We start from the raw sequence: 19,665 nt of genomic DNA on the forward strand, positions 1-19,665 counted from the left end.
CATTAAACCCGGTTGTCACCGCAACTGTACGACACAATCTGACTAATGGCCTGTAAGCTTCTGCCACTTTGCAACTGCCAGTCGGCAAACGTGTTGGCAATGGTGGTTAAGCTTTGCTTGCTGGTTAAGCCGCCGCTAATGAGGTTGTGTGCGCGAAAATAACCTTCCACATCCTGACTCAGTAAAAAGGTATCTATGCCCATCGTGCGAAGTGCGTAAGGCCCGGTGTTGCCACCTAAGCGCGCGCCATGCTTTTTAAGGTGCGCCCACAGGTCGATTATCGAAGCACCGCTAAACTGCGAGGCAAATTTACCAAAGCTGCCATGCCGTTGAGCGATGTCTTTCAACATAATGGCGTTGTCGCGTATGGTCATCACTTTTTTAAGATTGCGCACAATGCGCTTGTCCTGGGCACGCTTTTCCAGCATGTCATCTGGCATCAACAGCACTTTGTCTACGTCGAAATTAAAAAATAAGTCTTCGAAATCCGGCCATTTTTGTTCGATCACCCGCCATACAAAGCCCGACTGAAATACCTTTTTGGTAAAGGCCGAGAGCACTCTGTCGTCGCTTAACGCCGCCACAGCAGCAGCCGGTAAAGGCTGCCCTACTAAGGCCTCAAGACCCGCTTCACCGCCTTTTCGTTCGGCAGCCCGGGCATAGATGGCGTCGAATTTTTCAGCGCTCACGCGGCGATACCATTGTGTCGAAGCAGCGCATCAACCTCAGGTTCGCGTCCACGAAACGCCACGAACAGATCCATTGGTTCACGGCTTCCCCCCATTTCCAAAATGTTATGCAGGAAATCGGCACCGGTTTGCGGATTAAAAATCCCCTCTTCCTCGAACCGACTGAATGCATCAGCAGACAACACTTCCGCCCATTTATAGCTGTAGTAACCAGCAGCGTAGCCACCAGCAAATATATGTCCAAAGCTGGTTTGGAAACGGTTAAACGATGGCGGCTGAATAACGGATACTTCCTCGCGCACAGTGTTTAGCACGCCCTGCACATCAGCCGTTTTGCCGTCTTCCATGTGTAATAGGAAGTCAAACAGGCTGAACTCCAACTGTCGAATCATCTGCATGGCCGCCTGGAAATCCCGCGCTGCCAGCATTTTATCTAACAGGGATTTAGGCAGTGGCTCACCCGATTCGTAGTGGCCTGAAATAAAGCCCAGCGCTTCTTCCTGCCAACACCAGTTTTCCATAAACTGGCTGGGCAGTTCTACAGCATCCCACGGCACACCGCTAATACCCGACACCCCAGGTACTGACATTTGCGTTAGCATGTGATGAATACCATGACCAAACTCATGGAACAGGGTTACCACTTCGTCGTGAGTAAACAGAGCGGGCTTATTACCCACCGGGCCATTGAAGTTGCATACCAGATAAGCCACTGGCGTTTGCAATTCACCGCTGGCTTTTACTCTGCGCACCCGGCAAACATCCATCCAGGCACCGCCGCGTTTTTTCGGACGCGCGTACAAGTCTAAATAAAACTGTCCGCGCAAGGTGCCGTCCTTGTCGGTAATACTGAACAGACGTACGTCTTTGTGCCAGGTATCTGCGTTGTTGACTTCAGTAATAGACAACCCGTAGAGTTTTTCCACCACGGTAAACAAGCCGCTAAGTGCTTTGTGCTCAGGAAAATATGGGCGCAGAATTTCATCGGAAATAGAATAGCGGTCTTGCTTAAGTTTTTCGCTGTAATAAGGCACGTCCCAGGCTTCAAGCGCTTCCATACCATGTTTGTCGGCGGCAAACGCGCGCACTTCGGCCAGCTCTCGCTCTGCCTGGGGTTTGGATTTAGCGGCTAAATCACGCAGGAAGCCGGTTACCTGCTCTGTGGTTGAAGCCATTTTCGTAGCTATGGAACGCTCTGCGTAATTAGCAAAGCCCAATAATGACGCCAGTTCTGAGCGCAATGCCAGGGTTTCCTGAATAATGGGGGTATTATCCCACTCACCGGCGTTCGGGCCCTGCTCTGACGCGCGCGTTGCATAAGCCCGATACATTTCCTCGCGCAGTGCGCGATTATCAGCATAAAGCATGATTGGCAGGTAACTGGGAATATCCAGTGTAAATAACCAGCCTTGCAGGTCTTTCTGATGCGCTGCCTGACTGGCCGCTTCCAATGCAGACTCAGGCAAACCCGCCAGTTCGGCTTCATCGGTTACATGTTTGGTCCAGCCCATCGTCGCATCCATTACGTTATTACTAAACGTAGACGACAGTTCGGATAAGCGTGCCTGAATGTCTGCGAAACGCTTTTTAGTATCGGCAGGTAACGCAACACCCGACAGCGTAAAATCGCGGAGTGTATTATCGATTACCTTGCGCTGAGCTTCGTCAAGTTGCCCGTACTCATCGCTATCGCGCAGCGACTTATACGCCTGATACAAGCCCTCGTGCTGACCTACCCAGGTGCCGTACTCAGATAACATTGGCAAACACGCATCGTGCACTTTGCGTAACTCATCACTGCTTACCACGGAATTCATATGCGACACCGGCGACCAGATATTGTTCAGCACATCGTCTGCTTCATCGATACTGTCGACTACGTTTTTGTAGGTGTACTGATTGCTAGCCACCACCTGCTCGATAGTGGCTTTACAATGCGCAATAGCCTTTTCTACAGCAGGTTTAACCTGATCAGGCGTAATGGCAGTGAATAAAGGTAATCCGTCTACTTTTTCAATGGCGAGTGCTGTCATGAAATTCTCTTAACTTTACGAGTATATTGAAAAGCGGCATTGGCCTGCTCGCGAATGAACTTATGATGTGCTTGAAACACAAATAGACAACCCGCGTAAACTGCTCAGTACCTGTCATTGCCGCATACTTTGTTCTGAACGTGTGTGATTACGTATTATGAATGAAATTGGGATAATTTAGTAAAAAACAAGTCTGGAAGAATTACCATATAAAAAAGCAAAAATGTGCGGGGTACCTCACACCGAGTATCGCGCAGTGCCCCCGTAAGCTAAAAGGCCAGTTTTAGTGCTTATTTACGAACGGCTGGCGAATCATCAGTTTTTCAAACTCCTGCCTGGGTACTGCCGGACTATAAATAAACCCTTGAATGGTATCGCAGCGCATTGACTTCAGGCAGGCCAGTTCCTCCTGCTCCTCCACTCCTTCGGCTACCACTTTAATACCGAGCTTTTTGCAGCTTACTATCAGGCTACCAATAAACTCCTGGCGCTGGCGATCTTTATGCAATCCCATGATTAAGCTGCGATCGAGCTTGAGAATGTCGATAGGTAACTTCGATAAGTACGAAAACGAGGTAAAGCCAGCACCAAAATCATCAATTGAGAGCTTTAATCCCAGCAATTTTAGCTGCCACAATATCTCTTCCAGATACTGGCCGTTTTCTACCAATGCAGTTTCGGTTATTTCCAGTTCAATGAATGATGGCGGTAGATAGTACTGCTTCAACTTCTCGCTAATAAACTCAACAATGTGGGACGACTGCAATTGCTTCGCTGAAATATTAATCGCGATACTGGTGAGTTCAGTACTGAATCTGCGCAGTTCACTGGCGGCTTTAAAACCATTGTCGAGCACCCACTCACCGATGGCTTTAATTTGTCCGTCTAACTCAGTTAAACAAATGAATTCAGACGGCGGTACCCACCCTAAACTGTGATGCTGCCAGCGCAATAGGATTTCAGCGCTTTGAATTAACCCGGTGGACGTAGACACTTTAGGTTGGAATGCCAGCTTAAACTCTTGATTTTTGAGTCCTTGCTCAACTTCAGCACTCAATAGTTGCTGCCGTTGATACTGCGAAATAGTGGAGTTATCCAAATGCGAAACACTGATGCGATGGCTGTCTCTGACGATGGTATCGGCAAGGCTGTTAATTAAAATGCCATGGTCAAGTTTGTTGTCGTGCAGAGCTCTGAAACCAATACCAATATGGCAGAAAATTGCAGCGCCATTCACATTGAAAGTACGCTGCAATTGTTGTCTGATCTGAGCACAAAGAATTTGCGTTTGCTCAACTGTTGCCTGTTCCAGGTATAACCCAAATACACCGCTCTGCTCCAGTCGCAACTTGTGGCTTTGCGTAACAAGACCATCAATACGTCCCGCAAGTAATACTTCCAGCGCTTCTACTTGTTGTTCGCCATAACTCAACAAAATATCACTGCTGTTTAGTAGCCGGATGAGGATCAGAGCATTGTAATCCTGCAAGCGAATAACATTGCTATTGCTCCTGGGTTTTAACTCTTTATGAACAACACCGTTATCAGCTGCCCGACAGGCATTCAATATACCGGAGACTTCCTCTTGCAATGCGCGTTTGTCCCAGGGCTTGGACAAATATTTACTGATTAACCCTTGATTAAGTAACTCAACGGCGGCCTGTAAGTCACCTTCCCCACTTAACATATAACTTTTGGTTTGCGGTGAGTACTGGTGGGCAAATCTCAGTAAATCCACACCGCTGACTTCTGGCATATTGTGATCGGTAATCATCAGCGTGACAGGTTGCGACTGTAATATCGACATTGCCTTTCGTCCCGATGTAGCGGTTATCACATCACAATCCAGCGAGCGCAATTCACGCTTTAATGCATTAACAATTGCTTTCTCATCATCTACTACCAACACAGTTAATGGTTGGTAGGACTGTTCATGCTGCCCACTATACATACGTTATGCCTCTGCAATCCCAATATTCAGGCCAATAAACACGTTTAAAACACCAGATTTTATTCTCTGACTATAGCACACTAACACAATGTCACTAATGTCGCATATTATACATAGGTCTTAATTGCCTTAACTTGCTTTTAATGTTATATCTTATCGCAATGACAAAACAAAACACTGAGGTAGAGCAGTGAAAACATTAACCTCTGGAGAAATCGCACAGTATTGCGATGTCAACTTGCGAACGGTAATTCGCTGGCTGGAAAGCGGTAAGCTAAAGGGCTTTAAGCTTCCTGGCCGCGGCAATAATAGGGTGTTAATCAGTGACTTCATTGATTTTCTGGAACACCACGACATGCCGATTCCTGACGCGTTAAAACCCGAGGCATCGCCGTTAATTTTAATTGTAGATGATGAAATGCCGGTTGCTAAATCAATCCAAAGGGTGGCCCGAAGAGCAGGCTTTGACACTCTGATCGCTACAGGTGGGTTTCAGGCAGGCATGATGTTAAGTCAGCACGCTCCGCGCATTATGACGCTGGATCTGAGTATGCCAGGCATGGACGGTTACAGCGTTATTGAATATACCCGCCAGCAGGAATCGCAAAAAGGGCTTAAAATAATTGTTATCTCTGCGTTAGATGACACCAGTTTACAAAAGGCATTGTCTCTGGGCGCGGATGCTGCCTTAACCAAACCGTTTTCTAACCATGATCTGACTCAGCTGTTCGAACAGTTCATGCTAAATTAACACGCCATTGAGGGCTGTCGCGATGAAAGCACTTTTAGTCTTGCTATTGGTATGTACCGGCGTTTTTGCTCAACAGCCCGAGCCCGTTGTTCAAACGCCCGTTCAATACTCGCTGGGGATTGTACCTCAACAGTCTGCACAAAAGCTGGCTGGTATGTGGATCCCGGTTATCGACTATATCAACGAAAAAACCGGTTTTGCGATTTCATTTGCCACAGCAACCGATATTCCAACATTTGAAAACCGGGTTGCGCAGCAGGATTATGATTTAGTTTATATGAATCCGTATCACTATGTGGTGTTTAGTGAATCGGCGAATTACTTGCCGTTAGCCAGAGATGCCCACAAGCGGATTAGCGGAATTATTGTGGTAAAAAAGGACAGTCCTTACACCACACTGGAACAACTCTATGGCAAAACACTGGCTTTCCCGGCTCCTGCCGCTTTCGCAGCCAGTATTATTCCCCGCGGCCAATTGGCAAAAGAAAACATCAGTATTAATGCGCAGTATGTAAATTCTCACGACTCCGTCTATCTTAATGTTATCAACGGACTGTTTCCGGCCGGTGGAGGCATTATTCGTACCTTTGAACATTTACCCCAAGTACAGAACGAGCAATTGCGGATTCTTTGGAAAAGTAAGGATTATACGCCCCATGCACTGGCTGTTCACAGCCGGGTTCCTGAGGCTCACCGACGTCTCATACTCGACGCACTGCTATCGTTAAGTGAGAGTGAAGACAACGCTCACCTCCTGCAAGGTATTAATTTTACCGGTTTTATTGAAGCCCTGGACAGTGATTGGGATGATGTCAGAGAGTTGGGTATTTTGTCGCTTTCACGGCCTTATTACTAGGAACGGGTATGCGTTTAACATTAAGAACCAAAACAATAACTGGTACAGCGATTATCGAAGCAACCTTGCTGATTGTATTGATCGTAACCAGTTTGTCTTTTATTAACCGCTTAGCTGAAGACAACATAGTTAAACGCGCGTCCACTACTATTAACTTATTTGCGTCAACCACCAAAGACGCGTTACTCACCCTCGATTTAGCTGCACTCGAAGCGTCAGTGCAGGAACTGATGACAAATCCGGACATTGCCTATGTCCGTATTATTGACAATCAACAGCGCATTCTGGCTCAGGCAACAAACTATTCGAATTTGCCGGCTGATTTTTATGCTGACACCACCCTGGCAGAGGTAACCGATGAGGTATTTGATTCAAGCCGCAGCATTGTAGTGTCGGGACATCATTACGGTGAAATCCAGCTTGGCATCGACATTGGCTACGTACAAACATCACTTATCAAAATCCGCAATTGGATAGTATCGCTGGCGCTCATCGAACTGGGGCTTGTAGCGTTATTCAGTTATGGACTTGGCACCTATTTAACCTCCCAGTTGAATACACTGCGTCAAGGTGCCAAAAATATTGTTAGAGCGGTAAAAACAAAGGACTACCGCAATACTACCATTCCCGAAAAAGGGCAGGATGAACTTACCGAGCTGGTCAAAACCTTTAACATTCTGGTTATTAGCCTGGCGGATGAATGCCGCTCGCGGATGGAAGCGGAAAACGAACTCACACAACTCAATCAATCCCTGGAAGAAAAAGTCACGCAGAGAACCCAGGCGCTCAGTGAAAAAAATGCGCAGTTAGAGCGCTCAAACAAAGAACTTAAAGAAACTCAACAACAATTATTCCAGGCGGAAAAAATGGCGTCTGTAGGCCAGCTAGCGGCAGGTGTGGCCCATGAAATCAATAATCCAGTGGGCTTTGTTAGCAGTAACTTAAGCACATTGACTGATTACCTGTCGATGTTCCAGATACTGATGACATTGGTGAAAAAGCTTGAGCCAGACACCAACGTTGACGAACAGAAAGCGCTTATCAACGAAATTCATCAATTTTACGAGCAGCATGATTTTGACTTTATCAGTGAGGACATCACGCCATTGATAGAAGAATCGGTGGAAGGGCTCACGCGGGTAAGCGAAATTGTAAAAGGACTAAAAGTTTTTTCACGCATCGACTCCGACGAAAAACAGTGGTTCGACTTAAATCACTGTCTCAACACCACCCTGACAATGGTGAATAACAAACTAAAATATATTTGTAGGGTAGAGAAACAGTTTGCTGACCTGCCCCGGGTGTTCATTAATGTAGGAAAGCTTACCCAGGTATTCACGAATTTACTAATCAATGCAGGGCAAGCGATTGAATCAACGGGAAGACAAGGGGTTATAACTGTGCAAACCCGGTTACACAAAGACCAGGTGAGGATTGAAATAGCCGATACAGGTTGCGGTATCTCTGAAGAAAATCAGGAAAAACTCTTCAACCCGTTTTTTACCACGAAACCCGAAGGTCAGGGCACCGGGCTAGGGTTGTCGATTACCTACGGCATTATACAGGAACATGGCGGTACGATTAGCGTGACCAGCAAAGAAGGTGAAGGCAGTAAGTTCGTAATTACCTTGCCTACTGGTGATATTGACCAGGCGTTGCAACCAGAAAATCAGGAAGTACAGTAGTTGCTTCCTTTTCACTGATTAAACCTTAACTGCCCTGCAGGCAGGAGCCTTGCGCGGCAAACCAGGTTTAACAAGGAGTAAGACATGACAGATCCACAACACACAGAGCAAGTAAGATATCAGGTGCTTTGTGTTGACGATGAGCAAAACATCCTGCGTGCCATTAAGCGTGCACTTTTCTCATTGGATGTTGATCTCACACTGGCCGATAGTGGCGACAAAGCCCTGGCAATCATGCAGGAAAAAACCATTCACGTGGTGATATCAGATATGAAAATGCCTGGTATGACTGGCGCAGAGTTGCTGGAACAGGTTGCAACACTATATCCAGACACTTTCCGTGTGGTACTTACCGGCTTTGCCGACATAGACGCCACTATTAAAGCCGTTAATCAGGGCCGTATTCACCGTTATCTGCAAAAACCCTGGGACAATCAGGAACTCATAAATACCATTGAAGAGGGCCTGGAACGCATTCGCCTGAAAGATGAAAACACGCGCCTGCAAAAGCTTACCAAACTGCAAAATGCCAAACTGAAAGAAGTGAACAACTCACTTGAGCAGGTAGTGCAAAAACGCACCAAGCAAATTAAAGCGGCCCTGCGCCGTATAGAGCAGCGCAACGCCGCGCTTGAGCAGGTTCTGTTTAACGTGATTTCCATCAACCCGGATATCGACGGTAAATTCGCCATTGAAGTGAGCGAATTAGCCACTAAGCTAGCCACACTGCTGGAATGCCCCAAGGAAGAAATCAATGTTATTCGTTATGCTTGTTTGATTGGCGAGTTTGGTTTGCTGGGGTTAAAACCTGAAGATTATCGTCCGGCATTTAACAAGCTCACTTATCAGCAACAAAAAAATTATCTGTCGCAAACTAAACTGGCCAAAACTATACTCGCGCCCGCAGAACATTTGCAGGAAGTAAGCGACATACTGGAGTATCAGTTTGAGTATTACAATGGTGCAGGTTTATATAAATTAGTGGCGTCTCAAATTCCAATTGGCGCAAGGATCCTGGCTGTAGCCAGAGATTACTGGCGCATGGTGAGTGGCCGGGTTACCGGACAAACTATGACCCCCATTGAAGCCAAAATGGAATTAAAAAAACACCGCAATACTCGCTATGACGGAGCCGTACTGGATATCCTGCTGAACAACCGGGACATTGATAAACCCAGTTACATCGAAAACCGTTTAGGGACCAGCGAGCTGAGAGCAGGCATGGTTCTCAGCAAAAATCTCTACAACGAAAATCACATACTGCTGCTGCCTGAGGGCCACGTATTTACCGATGCTACCATCACGAAACTGGCTCAGTACGAACGTGAACACAACCGCTATTTCGACATTGCCATTGAACGAAATGGGTTAGAAGACGCGACGATAGGGTAACTTTACCAACAAAGTAACCCTATACTTGCGCTAAACCGGTGTTTTGTATGCGTAATAAATGCAAGAATACACCTTAAATTAAACACTCAGGTGAGTATTTCATGCAACAGTTCGACTATATTTGTATTGGTGGAGGAAGCGGCGGCATTGCTTCTGCCAACAGAGCAGCCAAGCACGGTAAAAAAGTATTGCTGATTGAGAGCAAGGCTGTCGGCGGAACCTGCGTTAATGTGGGATGTGTTCCGAAAAAAGCCATGTGGTACGGCGCGCAGGTTGCTGAAGCAATTCACAAATACGGCCCGGATTATGGTTTTGATGTAACCGTAAACAACTTTAGCTGGGAGACTTTGGTAGCCAGCCGCCAGGCCTACATCTCGCGAATTCATGCATCCTACGACCGGGTGTTGGGTAACAACAAGGTGACCTTGTTGAACGGTTATGCCAAATTTGTAGACAACCACACCGTAGAAGTAAACGGCGAGCATTACACTGCCCCACACATTACCATTGCAACCGGCGGCCGCCCGTTTACGCCCGACATTGAAGGGGCACAATACGGTATTGATTCCGATGGTTTCTTTGCACTAACCACACAGCCCAAGTCCGTTGCCGTGGTAGGCGGTGGCTACATTGGTGTTGAGCTGGCCGGGGTATTAAATGCATTAGGCAGCGACACGCATTTGTTAATTCGCCAGCCTATGCCACTGCGCAATTTCGACCATACCATTCAGGAAACGCTTACAACCTTAATGGCTGAAGAAGGCGTAAATTTGCATCCAAAAACCGAGATAACCCGTGTTGAAAAGCAGTCTGACGGACAGCTAACCTTAACACTCAACACTGGCAATACGCTTAACGTTGATTGTTTGATTTGGGCTACCGGACGACGTCCCAACACCGACAACATTGGCCTGGAAAATACCCAAATTGCCGTGCAGAGTAACGGCCTCATTACTGTAGACACCTATCAGAACACCTCCGTTGAGGGCGTGTACGCAGTGGGCGACATTACTGGCCAACCAGAACTTACGCCTGTTGCGGTTAAAGCGGGCCGACTCCTTAGCGAACGCCTGTTTAACCAACAACACAATGCACATTTGGATTATTCTTTGGTGCCCACTGTGGTATTCAGTCATCCGCCCATCGGCACGGTTGGTCTCACTGAAGCTGAAGCCGAAGCCAAGTACGGCAAAGACAATCTCACGGTATATCGCTCAAGTTTTGCAGCCATGTACACGGCGGTAACCCGTCATCGACAGCAAACCAGCATGAAGCTGATATGCGAAGGCAAATCGCAACGCGTGGTAGGGTTACACGGTATTGGTTACGCCATGGACGAAATCCTGCAAGGCTTCGCGGTTGCCATGAAAATGGGTGCAACTAAAGCCGATTTTGACGCCTGTATTGCTATTCACCCCACCAGCGGTGAAGAATTCGTTACTATGACTTAATACTCATAAGACTCAGGTGCTCACATGCCAAACCTGACATGTGAGCACCTGCCCGCACAGACTAACCGCCCGCGTTGCCCCACCGCCCCGCTGCTTATCGCCACACCAGGCTGAACAAAAAACAACCGCACACTTACTTCGATCTGTCAGCTTTTTTTACCATGCCAATCGCCAGCTGGTATGACAACATGCAAGCCATTGAAATAAAATAATAAAAATAATGGCATATTTCATGCTAATTCATGTTCGTCATTTGACAAGTTAAAGCAAAAAATTAGGACGAAGTTTTAGTTGTTTTTGTTTTATATGGAATTTAACTTGGAGTTGTTATGATTTTATCGAAATTAAAAAATTCTCTCTGCGCATTGGCACTTTCTGTTGCCGGCATGACCAGTGCACACGCTGGTTTGATCAATGTTAGCTACGTTGAAATTGAAAATAACATTGGCCAATACCTGCAGGTAGCCGAAGTTATTGCCTTAAATATGGACTTAAATGATGTTGCGCTGGGTACGGCTGGTGCAGTTGCATCTGCGCCAAATCAGTGGGATTTTCGCACCAGTGCGAGCAATGCCATCGATGGAAATACAGCAGGAAACTACGGTTTAAGTCAGATTTATCATAACGCTAACGGTCAGTTTAATACTGCATTAACCATTGCTTTTAGCAGCGTACAGGAACTGTTTTCATTCCAAATTTTTGGTCGTGACGATTGCTGTAGAGAGCGCGACGTGTACAAAGTGACCTTCTTCGACGCCAACGGCGACTCACTGTTTAGCACCATCATGGATGCCAAAAACGGCGCGGAACCAACAGTAATTCTGCCTGACACCAGTGACGTACCAGCGCCAGCCTCTCTGGCACTATTAGGCCTGGGGCTTGCTGGTCTGCGACTAGCGCGTCGCACTAAGTAATCACGCCAGCCGTTCACAAAAAAGAACGCAATACGGATTTCAATTAAGCCCGGTACTCTTACCGGGCTTTTTGCTGTTATGCCGAAGTAAACACGCAAGTCCCATCAATTTCTTACATAATTATCCTAAAGTTTAATTAAATGCCAGTGTAGTAAACCGGCGGAATCCCAGCGCTGTACTATATTCATTATTAACAATATAAAAAAGGTAGTGTGTATTTATGCTGGGTGACGACCTACTGTTTGCCAGTGACGACGAGTCGGAAGAATCAGCGCCATGTATGGCTGTGTGGAAAGTGCTCATTGTTGATGATGAACCTGAAATTCATACTGTTACTAAAATGGTGTTAAGCGACTTTGAATTTGAGGGCAAACGCATAGAATTTCATACTGCAAGCAGCGCTGCAGAAGCTCAGGCCATTTTAACCCAGGATAACGGCGCAGGCTTTGCCGTTGCGCTGGTGGACGTTGTTATGGAATCCACCCAGGCAGGCTTAAAGCTGGTGCAATGGATCCGCGAAACCCTGAATGATCAGGTACTCAGAATTATTTTAAGAACCGGCCAACCCGGCGAAGCCCCTGAAGAACGCGTAATCCGCGATTACGATATAAACGACTATAAAAACAAAACCGAACTCACGGCCATGCGGCTGAAAACGGCCATGTATACCGCACTCAGAGCCTATCGGGATCTGAAACTGATTGAGCGGCATCGACAGGGCCTGGAAAAAATAATTCACGCTACAACCCAGTTTATTGAGTGTGACACCCTACCCCAGTTTGCTTCAACCATTTTGAACCAGATTTCGCTTATCCTGGGCATTGAGTCCAGCGACATCATTTGTTGTGCGGTCACCCGTGACGCCAAATCGGGGAATCAGTACAAGGTGTTGGCTACCAATTTGCACAATAAATCTGCCACCGCCATTCCGCCTGATATTCAGCGCCGCATCGAATCGGCCTTGCGACAAAAGCAAAGTGTAAAGGGAGACGATTACTTTGTGAGTTACTTCACCACGCGTCGTGGCATGGAGAGTGTGCTGTATGTCGCCCGCAATGACGAGTTGGAAGCTGTGCAACACCATCTACTGAGTTTCTTTGCGCACAATATTGCGGTATCACACGAAAATATTAAGCTTCGCGAAGTAATTCGGGAGTCACAAAAAGAACTCTCTTACATTATTGGCGAAGCCGTTGAAGTGCGCTCCAAAGAAACCGGCTCACATGTAAGACGGGTTGCCCACATTAGCCACTTACTGGCACTTCGCGCAGGCCAAACTGAATCCGAAGCAGAAATGATCAAACTGGCCTCGCCACTACATGATGTGGGCAAAGTAGCCATCCCCGATATTGTGCTCAACAAGCCCGGTAAACACAACGAGGAAGAAGCTGCCATCATGCGCTCTCACGCCAAAGTGGGTTACGACATGTTGCGTAAGAGTACCAATCCTATATTGCAGGTAGGTGCCCAAATTGCCCATGAACACCATGAACAGTGGAATGGCCATGGTTACCCCAATGGCCTGGCTGGCGAACAAATCTCCATTGCGGGCAGGGTGTCGGCCGTTGCCGATGTGTTTGACGCGTTGGGTAGCAAACGGTGCTACAAGGGCCCCTGGTCTGAAGCCGAGATAAAAACGTATTTTGAAAAGCAACGGGGTAAGCAGTTTGATCCTGCTTTGGTAGATATCTTACTCACCCATTTTGACGAATTTACGGCTATTCGAGCGCAATTTCCCGATCTGGATTAAGCCCTCGCTATTCGTACAAGTTGCTAAATTTCTTCGATGAATGCCGTCCATTCCCTATCGGCTTATCTTATACTGGCAACTGTTGCCAATAATGGTTGCACTCAACAATAACATCAACAGAGAACAACAATGAATCAATCCCGACAGAACAAGATACGGCTTCGCCCGGGCAAAATTGCCTTGTCATTATTAAGTGTGCTGGCTTTACACAGCCCTGCTCTTTTAGCACAGGATACCCAATCGCCAGCCACAGAGACTACCGGTTACGATGTAGCTAGCTGGGACGTAACCAAACCACCATTCCCGCTCACCAATGTTGCCATTAATACTGAAGAGACCACCTGGTCGAGCCTGGATATTGCGCCAAACGGCAAGTATTTCCTGTTTGACATGCTGGGCGATATTTATCGTGCCGATATAGGTGGCGGCAAAGCCACTGCGCTTACGGAAGACTTCGCCTGGAATATCCAGCCAGCCATTTCACCCGATGGCAGTAAAGTCGCCTTTATATCCGATCGCGACGGCGTGGCCAATGTGTGGGTGATGAACGCCGATGGCACAGACTTACGGCAAGTCACCAAGGAAAAGAACAATATCATCCATTCACCCAAATGGAGTCCGGATGGGCAATACATTGTGGTGACTAAAGGGATCATGTCTTCGCGCAGTATCCCGGCCGGTGAAATTTGGATTTATCACCAGGCAGGTGGAGCAGGCTTACCCATAAAAGAACGCGTGAACGGCAAACGCGACCAGCAGAACATTGCAGACCCGGTATTTTCGCACGACGGTAAATATATTTATTACACCCAAAACACGGTGCCGGGTGCCTATTTTGAATACAACCGCGACCCGCTGGAGGGCATTTTCGCGATTACCCGTTTTGACCGCACAACCGGCGAGGAGTCCAACTACATCAGTGGCACCGGTGGCGCAGTTGTGCCCACGCCTTCTCCTGATGGCAAGTACATCGCCTTTTTACGCCGGGTAAAATACGACACCGCGCTGTTTATTAAAGACGTGGAAACCGGCGTAGAAACCCTGTTAAGCCGCGAACTTGAACGCGATATGCAGGAAGGATTTGGTTCAGAAGGCTATTACGCTTACTTCGACTGGACACCGGACAGCAAGTCAATTGTGTACTGGACTGGCGGTAAGTTTAACAAACTGGATGTAAAAACCCGCGAAATCACGCAGATCCCGGTAAGCGTGAGCACAACCAAGCAAGTGGCCGATGCCCTCCACTTTGATGTGGATGTGGCACCAGACGAGTTCGACGTAAAGATGATCCGGTGGTCGCAAAAGTCTCCCGACGGCAAGTCAGTGCTGTTCCAGGCGTTAGGCAAGTTGTACGTACGTGATATTGCTACAGGCAAAATGAAGCGTCTGACCCGCCAGAACGATCATGACGAATTCTACCCGCGTTATTCAGACGATGGTAAATACATCATTTACACCACCTGGCACGATCAGGAACTGGGTAGTGTTCGCATCGTGTCAGCACGCGGCGGCAAAGGTAAAGTGATTACGCCAACGCCCGGGCATTATGTTGAACCATCCTTTTCACCCGACGGCGAATGGGTAACCTATCGTAAATTTACCGGTGGTTACTTGCTTGACCCCAAATACTCTGTTGAGCCGGGTTTGTATGTGATGAACCTGGGCAACAACAAGCCGGTGAAAGTCAGTGACAGCGGCGTTCAGCCCCACTTTGCAGGCAAAACTGACCGACTGTACTTTACCGAACGGGTGTCAGGCACACCCTACGCTGAGACCCAACTGTCCAGCGTGAACCTGCAGGGTAACGACCATCGCGTACACTTGTACGGGGCCGACAAAGTAGCAGAATACCGCTTGTCGCCGGACCGTCAGTACGTTGCGTTTGTTTATCAGTTTAATACTTACGTAACCCCCTTTACCGACAATGGTAAAAAAGTAAGCATTGGACCCGACATGACGTCCATGCCGGTAACCCAGTTGTCGAACCGAGCTGGCGAATACCTCACCTGGCGAGCCGACAGCAAGTCGTTAAGCTGGTTCCACGGCCCTTACTACTTCGAACGCGAGCTGAGTGATGCCTTCACCTTTGCAGGCAACACCAGCAAAGATGCGCTGCCAGAGCCAGTATCACAAGGTATGGATCTTAGCTTTAAAACCACTACCGACAAACCCATGGGATACAAAGCCCTGATCGGTGGAACCGTAGTGACCATGCGCGATGCCAACAATACCCAGGAAGTAATCGAAGACGGTGTGGTACTGATTTTAGATAACCGCATTGCCGCGGTAGGTAAACGCGGTGAGATTGAGATCCCAAGTGACGCAATGCGCATTGATACCTCTGGCAAAACCATTTTGCCCGGTCTGGTAGATGCTCACGCTCACGGCGCCCAAGGCCGCAGCGAAATTATTCCTCAGCAAAACTGGACACAGTACTCTAACCTGTCGTTTGGTGTGACTACCATTCACGATCCGTCGAACGACACGACTGAGATTTTTGCTGCATCTGAGTTACAACGTACGGGCAATATTGTTGCGCCGCGTATCTATTCTACCGGAACCATTTTGTACGGTGCCGAAGGACTGGGCTACAAAGCTATTATCAACAGCTACGACGATGCCTACTTCCATGTCCAGCGCTTAAAGGATACCGGTGCAATTTCGGTGAAAAGCTATAACCAGCCTCGCCGCGATCAGCGCCAGCAAGTGCTCTGGGCTGCCAAACAACAAAGCATGATGGTCGTGCCAGAAGGCGGTGGTAAATTCCACCAAAACCTCACCATGCTGGTAGATGGTCATACTGGCCTTGAACACAGTCTGCCGGTGGCCCACGGCTACAGCGATTTAACCCAGTTGTGGTCAGCCACGCAGTTTGGTTACACCCCAACGTTTGTGGTGTCTTACGGTGGATTAATGGGTGAAGAATACTGGTACGATCGCACCGAAGTATGGAAAAACGAGCGTTTATTGCGTTATACCCCATCAACGATATTGGACAGCCGCGCTATTCGCCGTCCAACCGCACCGGATGACCAGTACAATCACGTTAACGTAGCGGCCTATGCGAAAACCCTGCGCGATAAAGGTGTACGGGTTAACATTGGCGCTCACGGCCAGCGTGAAGGTTTGGCTGCTCACTGGGAAATGTGGAGCATGGTACAAGGTGGATTTACTCCATGGGAAGCCCTGCGCGGTGCCACTATCGACGGCGCAACGCACCTGGGAATGGGTAAAGATCTGGGCAGCATTGAGCCTGGTAAACTGGCCGATATCATGATCACCGACGGCAACGTACTAAATGACATCCGCCGCAGTGAGTATCTCACTTACACCGTGATCAACGGCCGGGTATTCGATGTAGCCACCATGAACGAAATGGGCAGTAAGAAAACCCGCAAGCCATTCTTCTTCGAAGCAGACAACCAGGCATTTATGCCTGAACAAACTGCCATTGAAATAGAAGAAAAGGCGCACCATTTACACTGGACTCACTAAGTCCCAGCTAACACAATAGCCCGTCAATGACGGGCTTTTTTATCTCTGCTACTTACTTAGATATCAATCTAACATTGGCATTTTGATTCAAATCAGCGAATAATCTTACCCTGCTTTTACTTCTCTGAAAACGACTACCACTATGCAAATTATCCAGCACAAAGTAGATTTGAACACGGCAACAGGCACAATGCGTTGCTATGTATACCGCCCCGCAGCCGAAGGTCGTTACGCTACAATTGTATTTTACTCAGAGATTTTTCAGCACACTGCCCCTATTGCCCGTTCAGCAGCAATGATGGCCTGCCATGGCTTTGTGGTAATTGTGCCGGAAGTATTCCATGAGCTAAACAGCATAGGCACGGTGCTGGGTTATGATGACGCGGGCAAAGACAAAGGCAACAACGACAAGTGGCAAAAGCCACTGACCAGCTACGATTCCGACCTGGCTTCCATAGTTGAGTATTGCCAAAACGCCGATTTTTGCTCGGATGCCGTGGGCGCAATGGGAGTGTGTTTAGGTGGCCACCTGGCCTATCGGGCTGCACTTAATCCAGCGGTATTAGGCGCGTTTTGCTTGTATGCAACCGATATTCACAGCGATACCCTGCCCGCGAGTCCACAGGATCAAAGTTTGGCGAGAATGGCCGACATCAAGGGCGAAGTGTTCTTTGTATGGGGTAAACAGGACCCGCATGTGCCGGCGGAAGGACGCCTGAAAATATATCAGCAATGCATGACTACCGGGCTGAACTATCACTGGCTGGAAGTGAATGCCGTACACGCCTTTATGCGCGATGAAGGTGAACGCTACGACGGTGCTTTGGCATTACAGATGTACCAGCAAGCAGTGCAGTTTTTTCAACGTACACTGGTTCCCGGAAAATAATAAGTGCTGAACTATAGCCCTTGAAATCCTCGCGCTTCAGGGGTTTTTGACATCGCCTTAAAGCTGATGCTTTTCGCCGTCGTCCGTGAGACGGTAGAACCGCTCGCCATCTATCAGCAAGCCTTCAGATGACTTTACCGGGAAGCTGGCTCTGTAGTCATCAGGGTGTTTCACGTCGATAGCGAATAAGCGATTATTGAACTGACTGTTTACACTGAACTGCAAGGTATGCCCAACCGTAATGCTCTTAGCATCGTAGAATGTCAGAATACGTTCAAATTCATCGTTCGTCACTTCGCCTCGCAAATACCCTCTGAACCAGGCTGGGCCTGTTTCGGTAGACAGTAAGCTTGCTGTTTTTTCATCGGCCAATCCCGGGTAGTACATCTGGCGGTAATGTGCGCGAATTCGCTGATTCATGGCGTTGATATGCCACTGATGTTTAACAACATCAGGATGCAAACCACCATGTACGAAGATATGCCCATTGATCATTTCTACGGTATTCTTAGCCGCTAGCCAGCGCCCCCAAAATGCATCGTCAGCAAATAAACCGGCTGTAGACTTACCCACAAAACCCGCGATAGGGGTATATTTGTCTGCTGCTGATTGCATGTTGCCTTGCAGGTTTTTGATTTCGTGGTTACCTAGTATGTAATGCACCCGACCACCGGCGAGTAGCGCCTGCTGTTCAAGTTTATAAATAAACCATAGCAACTGCGTAGTGGACTGTCCGCGGTCCACCATATCTCCCACCAGAACCAGGTGCCCTTTGCCAAATTGCCAGTCGTAGGTTTGGGTTATTACTCCATGGGCCAGCAAAAATTTCCGGAAGGTATGAAAGTTCCCTTCCAGATCCGAGATAGCCAGAATAGGCTCGTCGTCGTTATAAACCGCCGGTGGCGTATCAGCAGGCTCATTGAGAACAAACGAAAAGGAAGACTCGTCCAATGCAAAAAACACACTGGCAGGTATGGATTCATGTTTAGCATAATAGTTGGTTTCTACACTAAAGCCTTCTTCGCGCGAACCCCGGATATAGCTCACTGCCATCTGGTTGTTTTCAAAGAACACCAAAGGACCTTCACCGCCCACCTTGTACGCCAGTGGCGCATCACCCAAATTAATGGAAGCGTGCTGTGAAATCCCCACACAAATAGCAATTGCAAGCAACACAACTGACACTAGCAGGAAGTGACCAACGGCGCGAGTGATAGATTTAAACATAACGAGGCTCTGATTTAGTCTGGCGAATAAAGCCAAGCACTTTATGTGTAGTGAGCAAAATTAAATAGCCCATAATCAGCGCCACAGGCGAAATCCAAAAGCCTCGCAACGAATCAGGTTGCTCAGAAGTAATGGGATGCTGCATCAAACCAATAACAACTGAATTACCATCTGCAGAAGACCAGATTGCCACGCCATTGGGCACCAGTAGATTCACAAAGGCCAGCGCAAACAACGCCAAACCGATTCCAAAACCAAATACTGCGAGCCCGTAATAAAACATTTTAGACAACCCTTTACGCACACTGGCAATGGCACCGAACCCCTCCGGCGGCGGCGTTCCTGTGCGCAAATGGCTAACGTATTGTTCCGCCAGCTCTCTGGGAGGCCCCAAACGCGCCAGGATCTGTGTAATATCAGCAGCCTGACCCGCCATTTCCTGACTATCTATAACATCGAAAATGTGTGATTCAATTTCCCTGACCACTTCGTTCGCTTCTTCGTCACTGAGTGGCGCAAGGTATCGACTCAGGGATTTCAGGTAAGTTCTGATAGCGTTGCGTTCAGACATTTTTCTGGCTC

Annotated in this window: 14 protein-coding genes; 9 read left to right on the forward strand and 5 right to left on the reverse strand. The window is 47.9% G+C overall.

Features of this window, described 5'->3' with window-relative positions:
• Window positions 1–2: 2 nt before the first annotated feature.
• The 3 genes from FJ444_RS12220 to FJ444_RS12230 all read right to left on the reverse strand — a co-directional run bounded on the left by FJ444_RS12220 (window position 3) and on the right by FJ444_RS12230 (window position 4,673).
• Window positions 3–689: a DNA-3-methyladenine glycosylase I gene (locus tag FJ444_RS12220; RefSeq protein WP_140958578.1), complete on the reverse strand. Its 687-nt coding sequence runs from the start codon at window positions 687–689 to the stop codon at window positions 3–5.
• Window positions 686–2,722 carry an oligopeptidase A gene (gene prlC / locus FJ444_RS12225; RefSeq protein WP_140958579.1) on the reverse strand — a complete coding sequence of 679 codons (2,037 nt, stop codon included), beginning with the start codon at window positions 2,720–2,722 and terminating at the stop codon, window positions 686–688. Before prlC ends, FJ444_RS12220 begins: the two co-directional genes overlap by 4 nt.
• 283 nt (window positions 2,723–3,005) lie before the next feature.
• Window positions 3,006–4,673, reverse strand: coding sequence for an EAL domain-containing protein (locus FJ444_RS12230; RefSeq protein ID WP_140958580.1), 1,668 nt, complete (start codon window positions 4,671–4,673; stop codon window positions 3,006–3,008).
• Between the two features lie 190 nt (window positions 4,674–4,863).
• Here FJ444_RS12230 and FJ444_RS12235 point away from each other — a divergent pair, with 190 nt between their 5' ends.
• The 9 genes from FJ444_RS12235 (at window position 4,864) to FJ444_RS12275 (ending at window position 17,856) form a co-directional block, all read left to right on the forward strand.
• The gene (locus FJ444_RS12235) at window positions 4,864–5,424 is read left to right on the forward strand and encodes a response regulator (protein WP_140958581.1); all 561 of its coding nucleotides are present in this window, start codon (window positions 4,864–4,866) and stop codon (window positions 5,422–5,424) included.
• A gap of 22 nt (window positions 5,425–5,446) precedes the next feature.
• Entirely contained in the window at window positions 5,447–6,280 is an 834-nt protein-coding gene (locus FJ444_RS12240) for a phosphate/phosphite/phosphonate ABC transporter substrate-binding protein (protein WP_140958582.1), read from the forward strand.
• Between the two features lie 8 nt (window positions 6,281–6,288).
• Window positions 6,289–7,965 carry an ATP-binding protein gene (locus tag FJ444_RS12245; RefSeq protein ID WP_140958583.1) on the forward strand — a complete coding sequence of 559 codons (1,677 nt, stop codon included), beginning with the start codon at window positions 6,289–6,291 and terminating at the stop codon, window positions 7,963–7,965.
• An 84-nt stretch (window positions 7,966–8,049) separates the two neighbouring features.
• A complete protein-coding gene (locus FJ444_RS12250; RefSeq protein ID WP_140958584.1) occupies window positions 8,050–9,357 on the forward strand; it encodes a response regulator in 1,308 nt (435 codons plus the stop codon).
• 101 nt (window positions 9,358–9,458) lie between these two features.
• Complete coding sequence (gorA, locus tag FJ444_RS12255) at window positions 9,459–10,808, forward strand: glutathione-disulfide reductase (protein WP_140958585.1); 1,350 nt, start codon at window positions 9,459–9,461, stop codon at window positions 10,806–10,808.
• A 329-nt stretch (window positions 10,809–11,137) separates the two neighbouring features.
• Window positions 11,138–11,722, forward strand: coding sequence for a PEP-CTERM sorting domain-containing protein (locus tag FJ444_RS12260; RefSeq protein WP_140958586.1), 585 nt, complete (start codon window positions 11,138–11,140; stop codon window positions 11,720–11,722).
• A gap of 220 nt (window positions 11,723–11,942) precedes the next feature.
• Window positions 11,943–13,472: a DUF3369 domain-containing protein gene (locus tag FJ444_RS12265; RefSeq protein WP_140958587.1), complete on the forward strand. Its 1,530-nt coding sequence runs from the start codon at window positions 11,943–11,945 to the stop codon at window positions 13,470–13,472.
• 129 nt (window positions 13,473–13,601) lie between these two features.
• Window positions 13,602–16,967, forward strand: coding sequence for an amidohydrolase family protein (locus tag FJ444_RS12270; RefSeq protein WP_140958588.1), 3,366 nt, complete (start codon window positions 13,602–13,604; stop codon window positions 16,965–16,967).
• A 142-nt stretch (window positions 16,968–17,109) separates the two neighbouring features.
• Complete coding sequence (locus tag FJ444_RS12275; protein WP_140958589.1) at window positions 17,110–17,856, forward strand: dienelactone hydrolase family protein; 747 nt, start codon at window positions 17,110–17,112, stop codon at window positions 17,854–17,856.
• A gap of 57 nt (window positions 17,857–17,913) precedes the next feature.
• On the opposite strand, the gene FJ444_RS12280 is transcribed toward FJ444_RS12275, so the two are convergent.
• Both FJ444_RS12280 and FJ444_RS12285 read right to left on the reverse strand, forming a co-directional pair.
• Window positions 17,914–19,083 (reverse strand): metallophosphoesterase, encoded by a 1,170-nt coding sequence (locus FJ444_RS12280; protein ID WP_140958590.1) that lies wholly within the window; start codon window positions 19,081–19,083, stop codon window positions 17,914–17,916.
• Window positions 19,076–19,654, reverse strand: a complete 579-nt coding sequence (locus FJ444_RS12285; protein WP_140958591.1) for a hypothetical protein — start codon at window positions 19,652–19,654, stop codon at window positions 19,076–19,078. Before FJ444_RS12285 ends, FJ444_RS12280 begins: the two co-directional genes overlap by 8 nt.
• Between the last annotated feature and the right edge of the window lie 11 nt (window positions 19,655–19,665).

The organism is Aestuariibacter sp. GS-14 (assembly GCF_006494365.1).
Taxonomy (GTDB): domain Bacteria; phylum Pseudomonadota; class Gammaproteobacteria; order Enterobacterales; family Alteromonadaceae; genus Alteromonas; species Alteromonas mangrovi.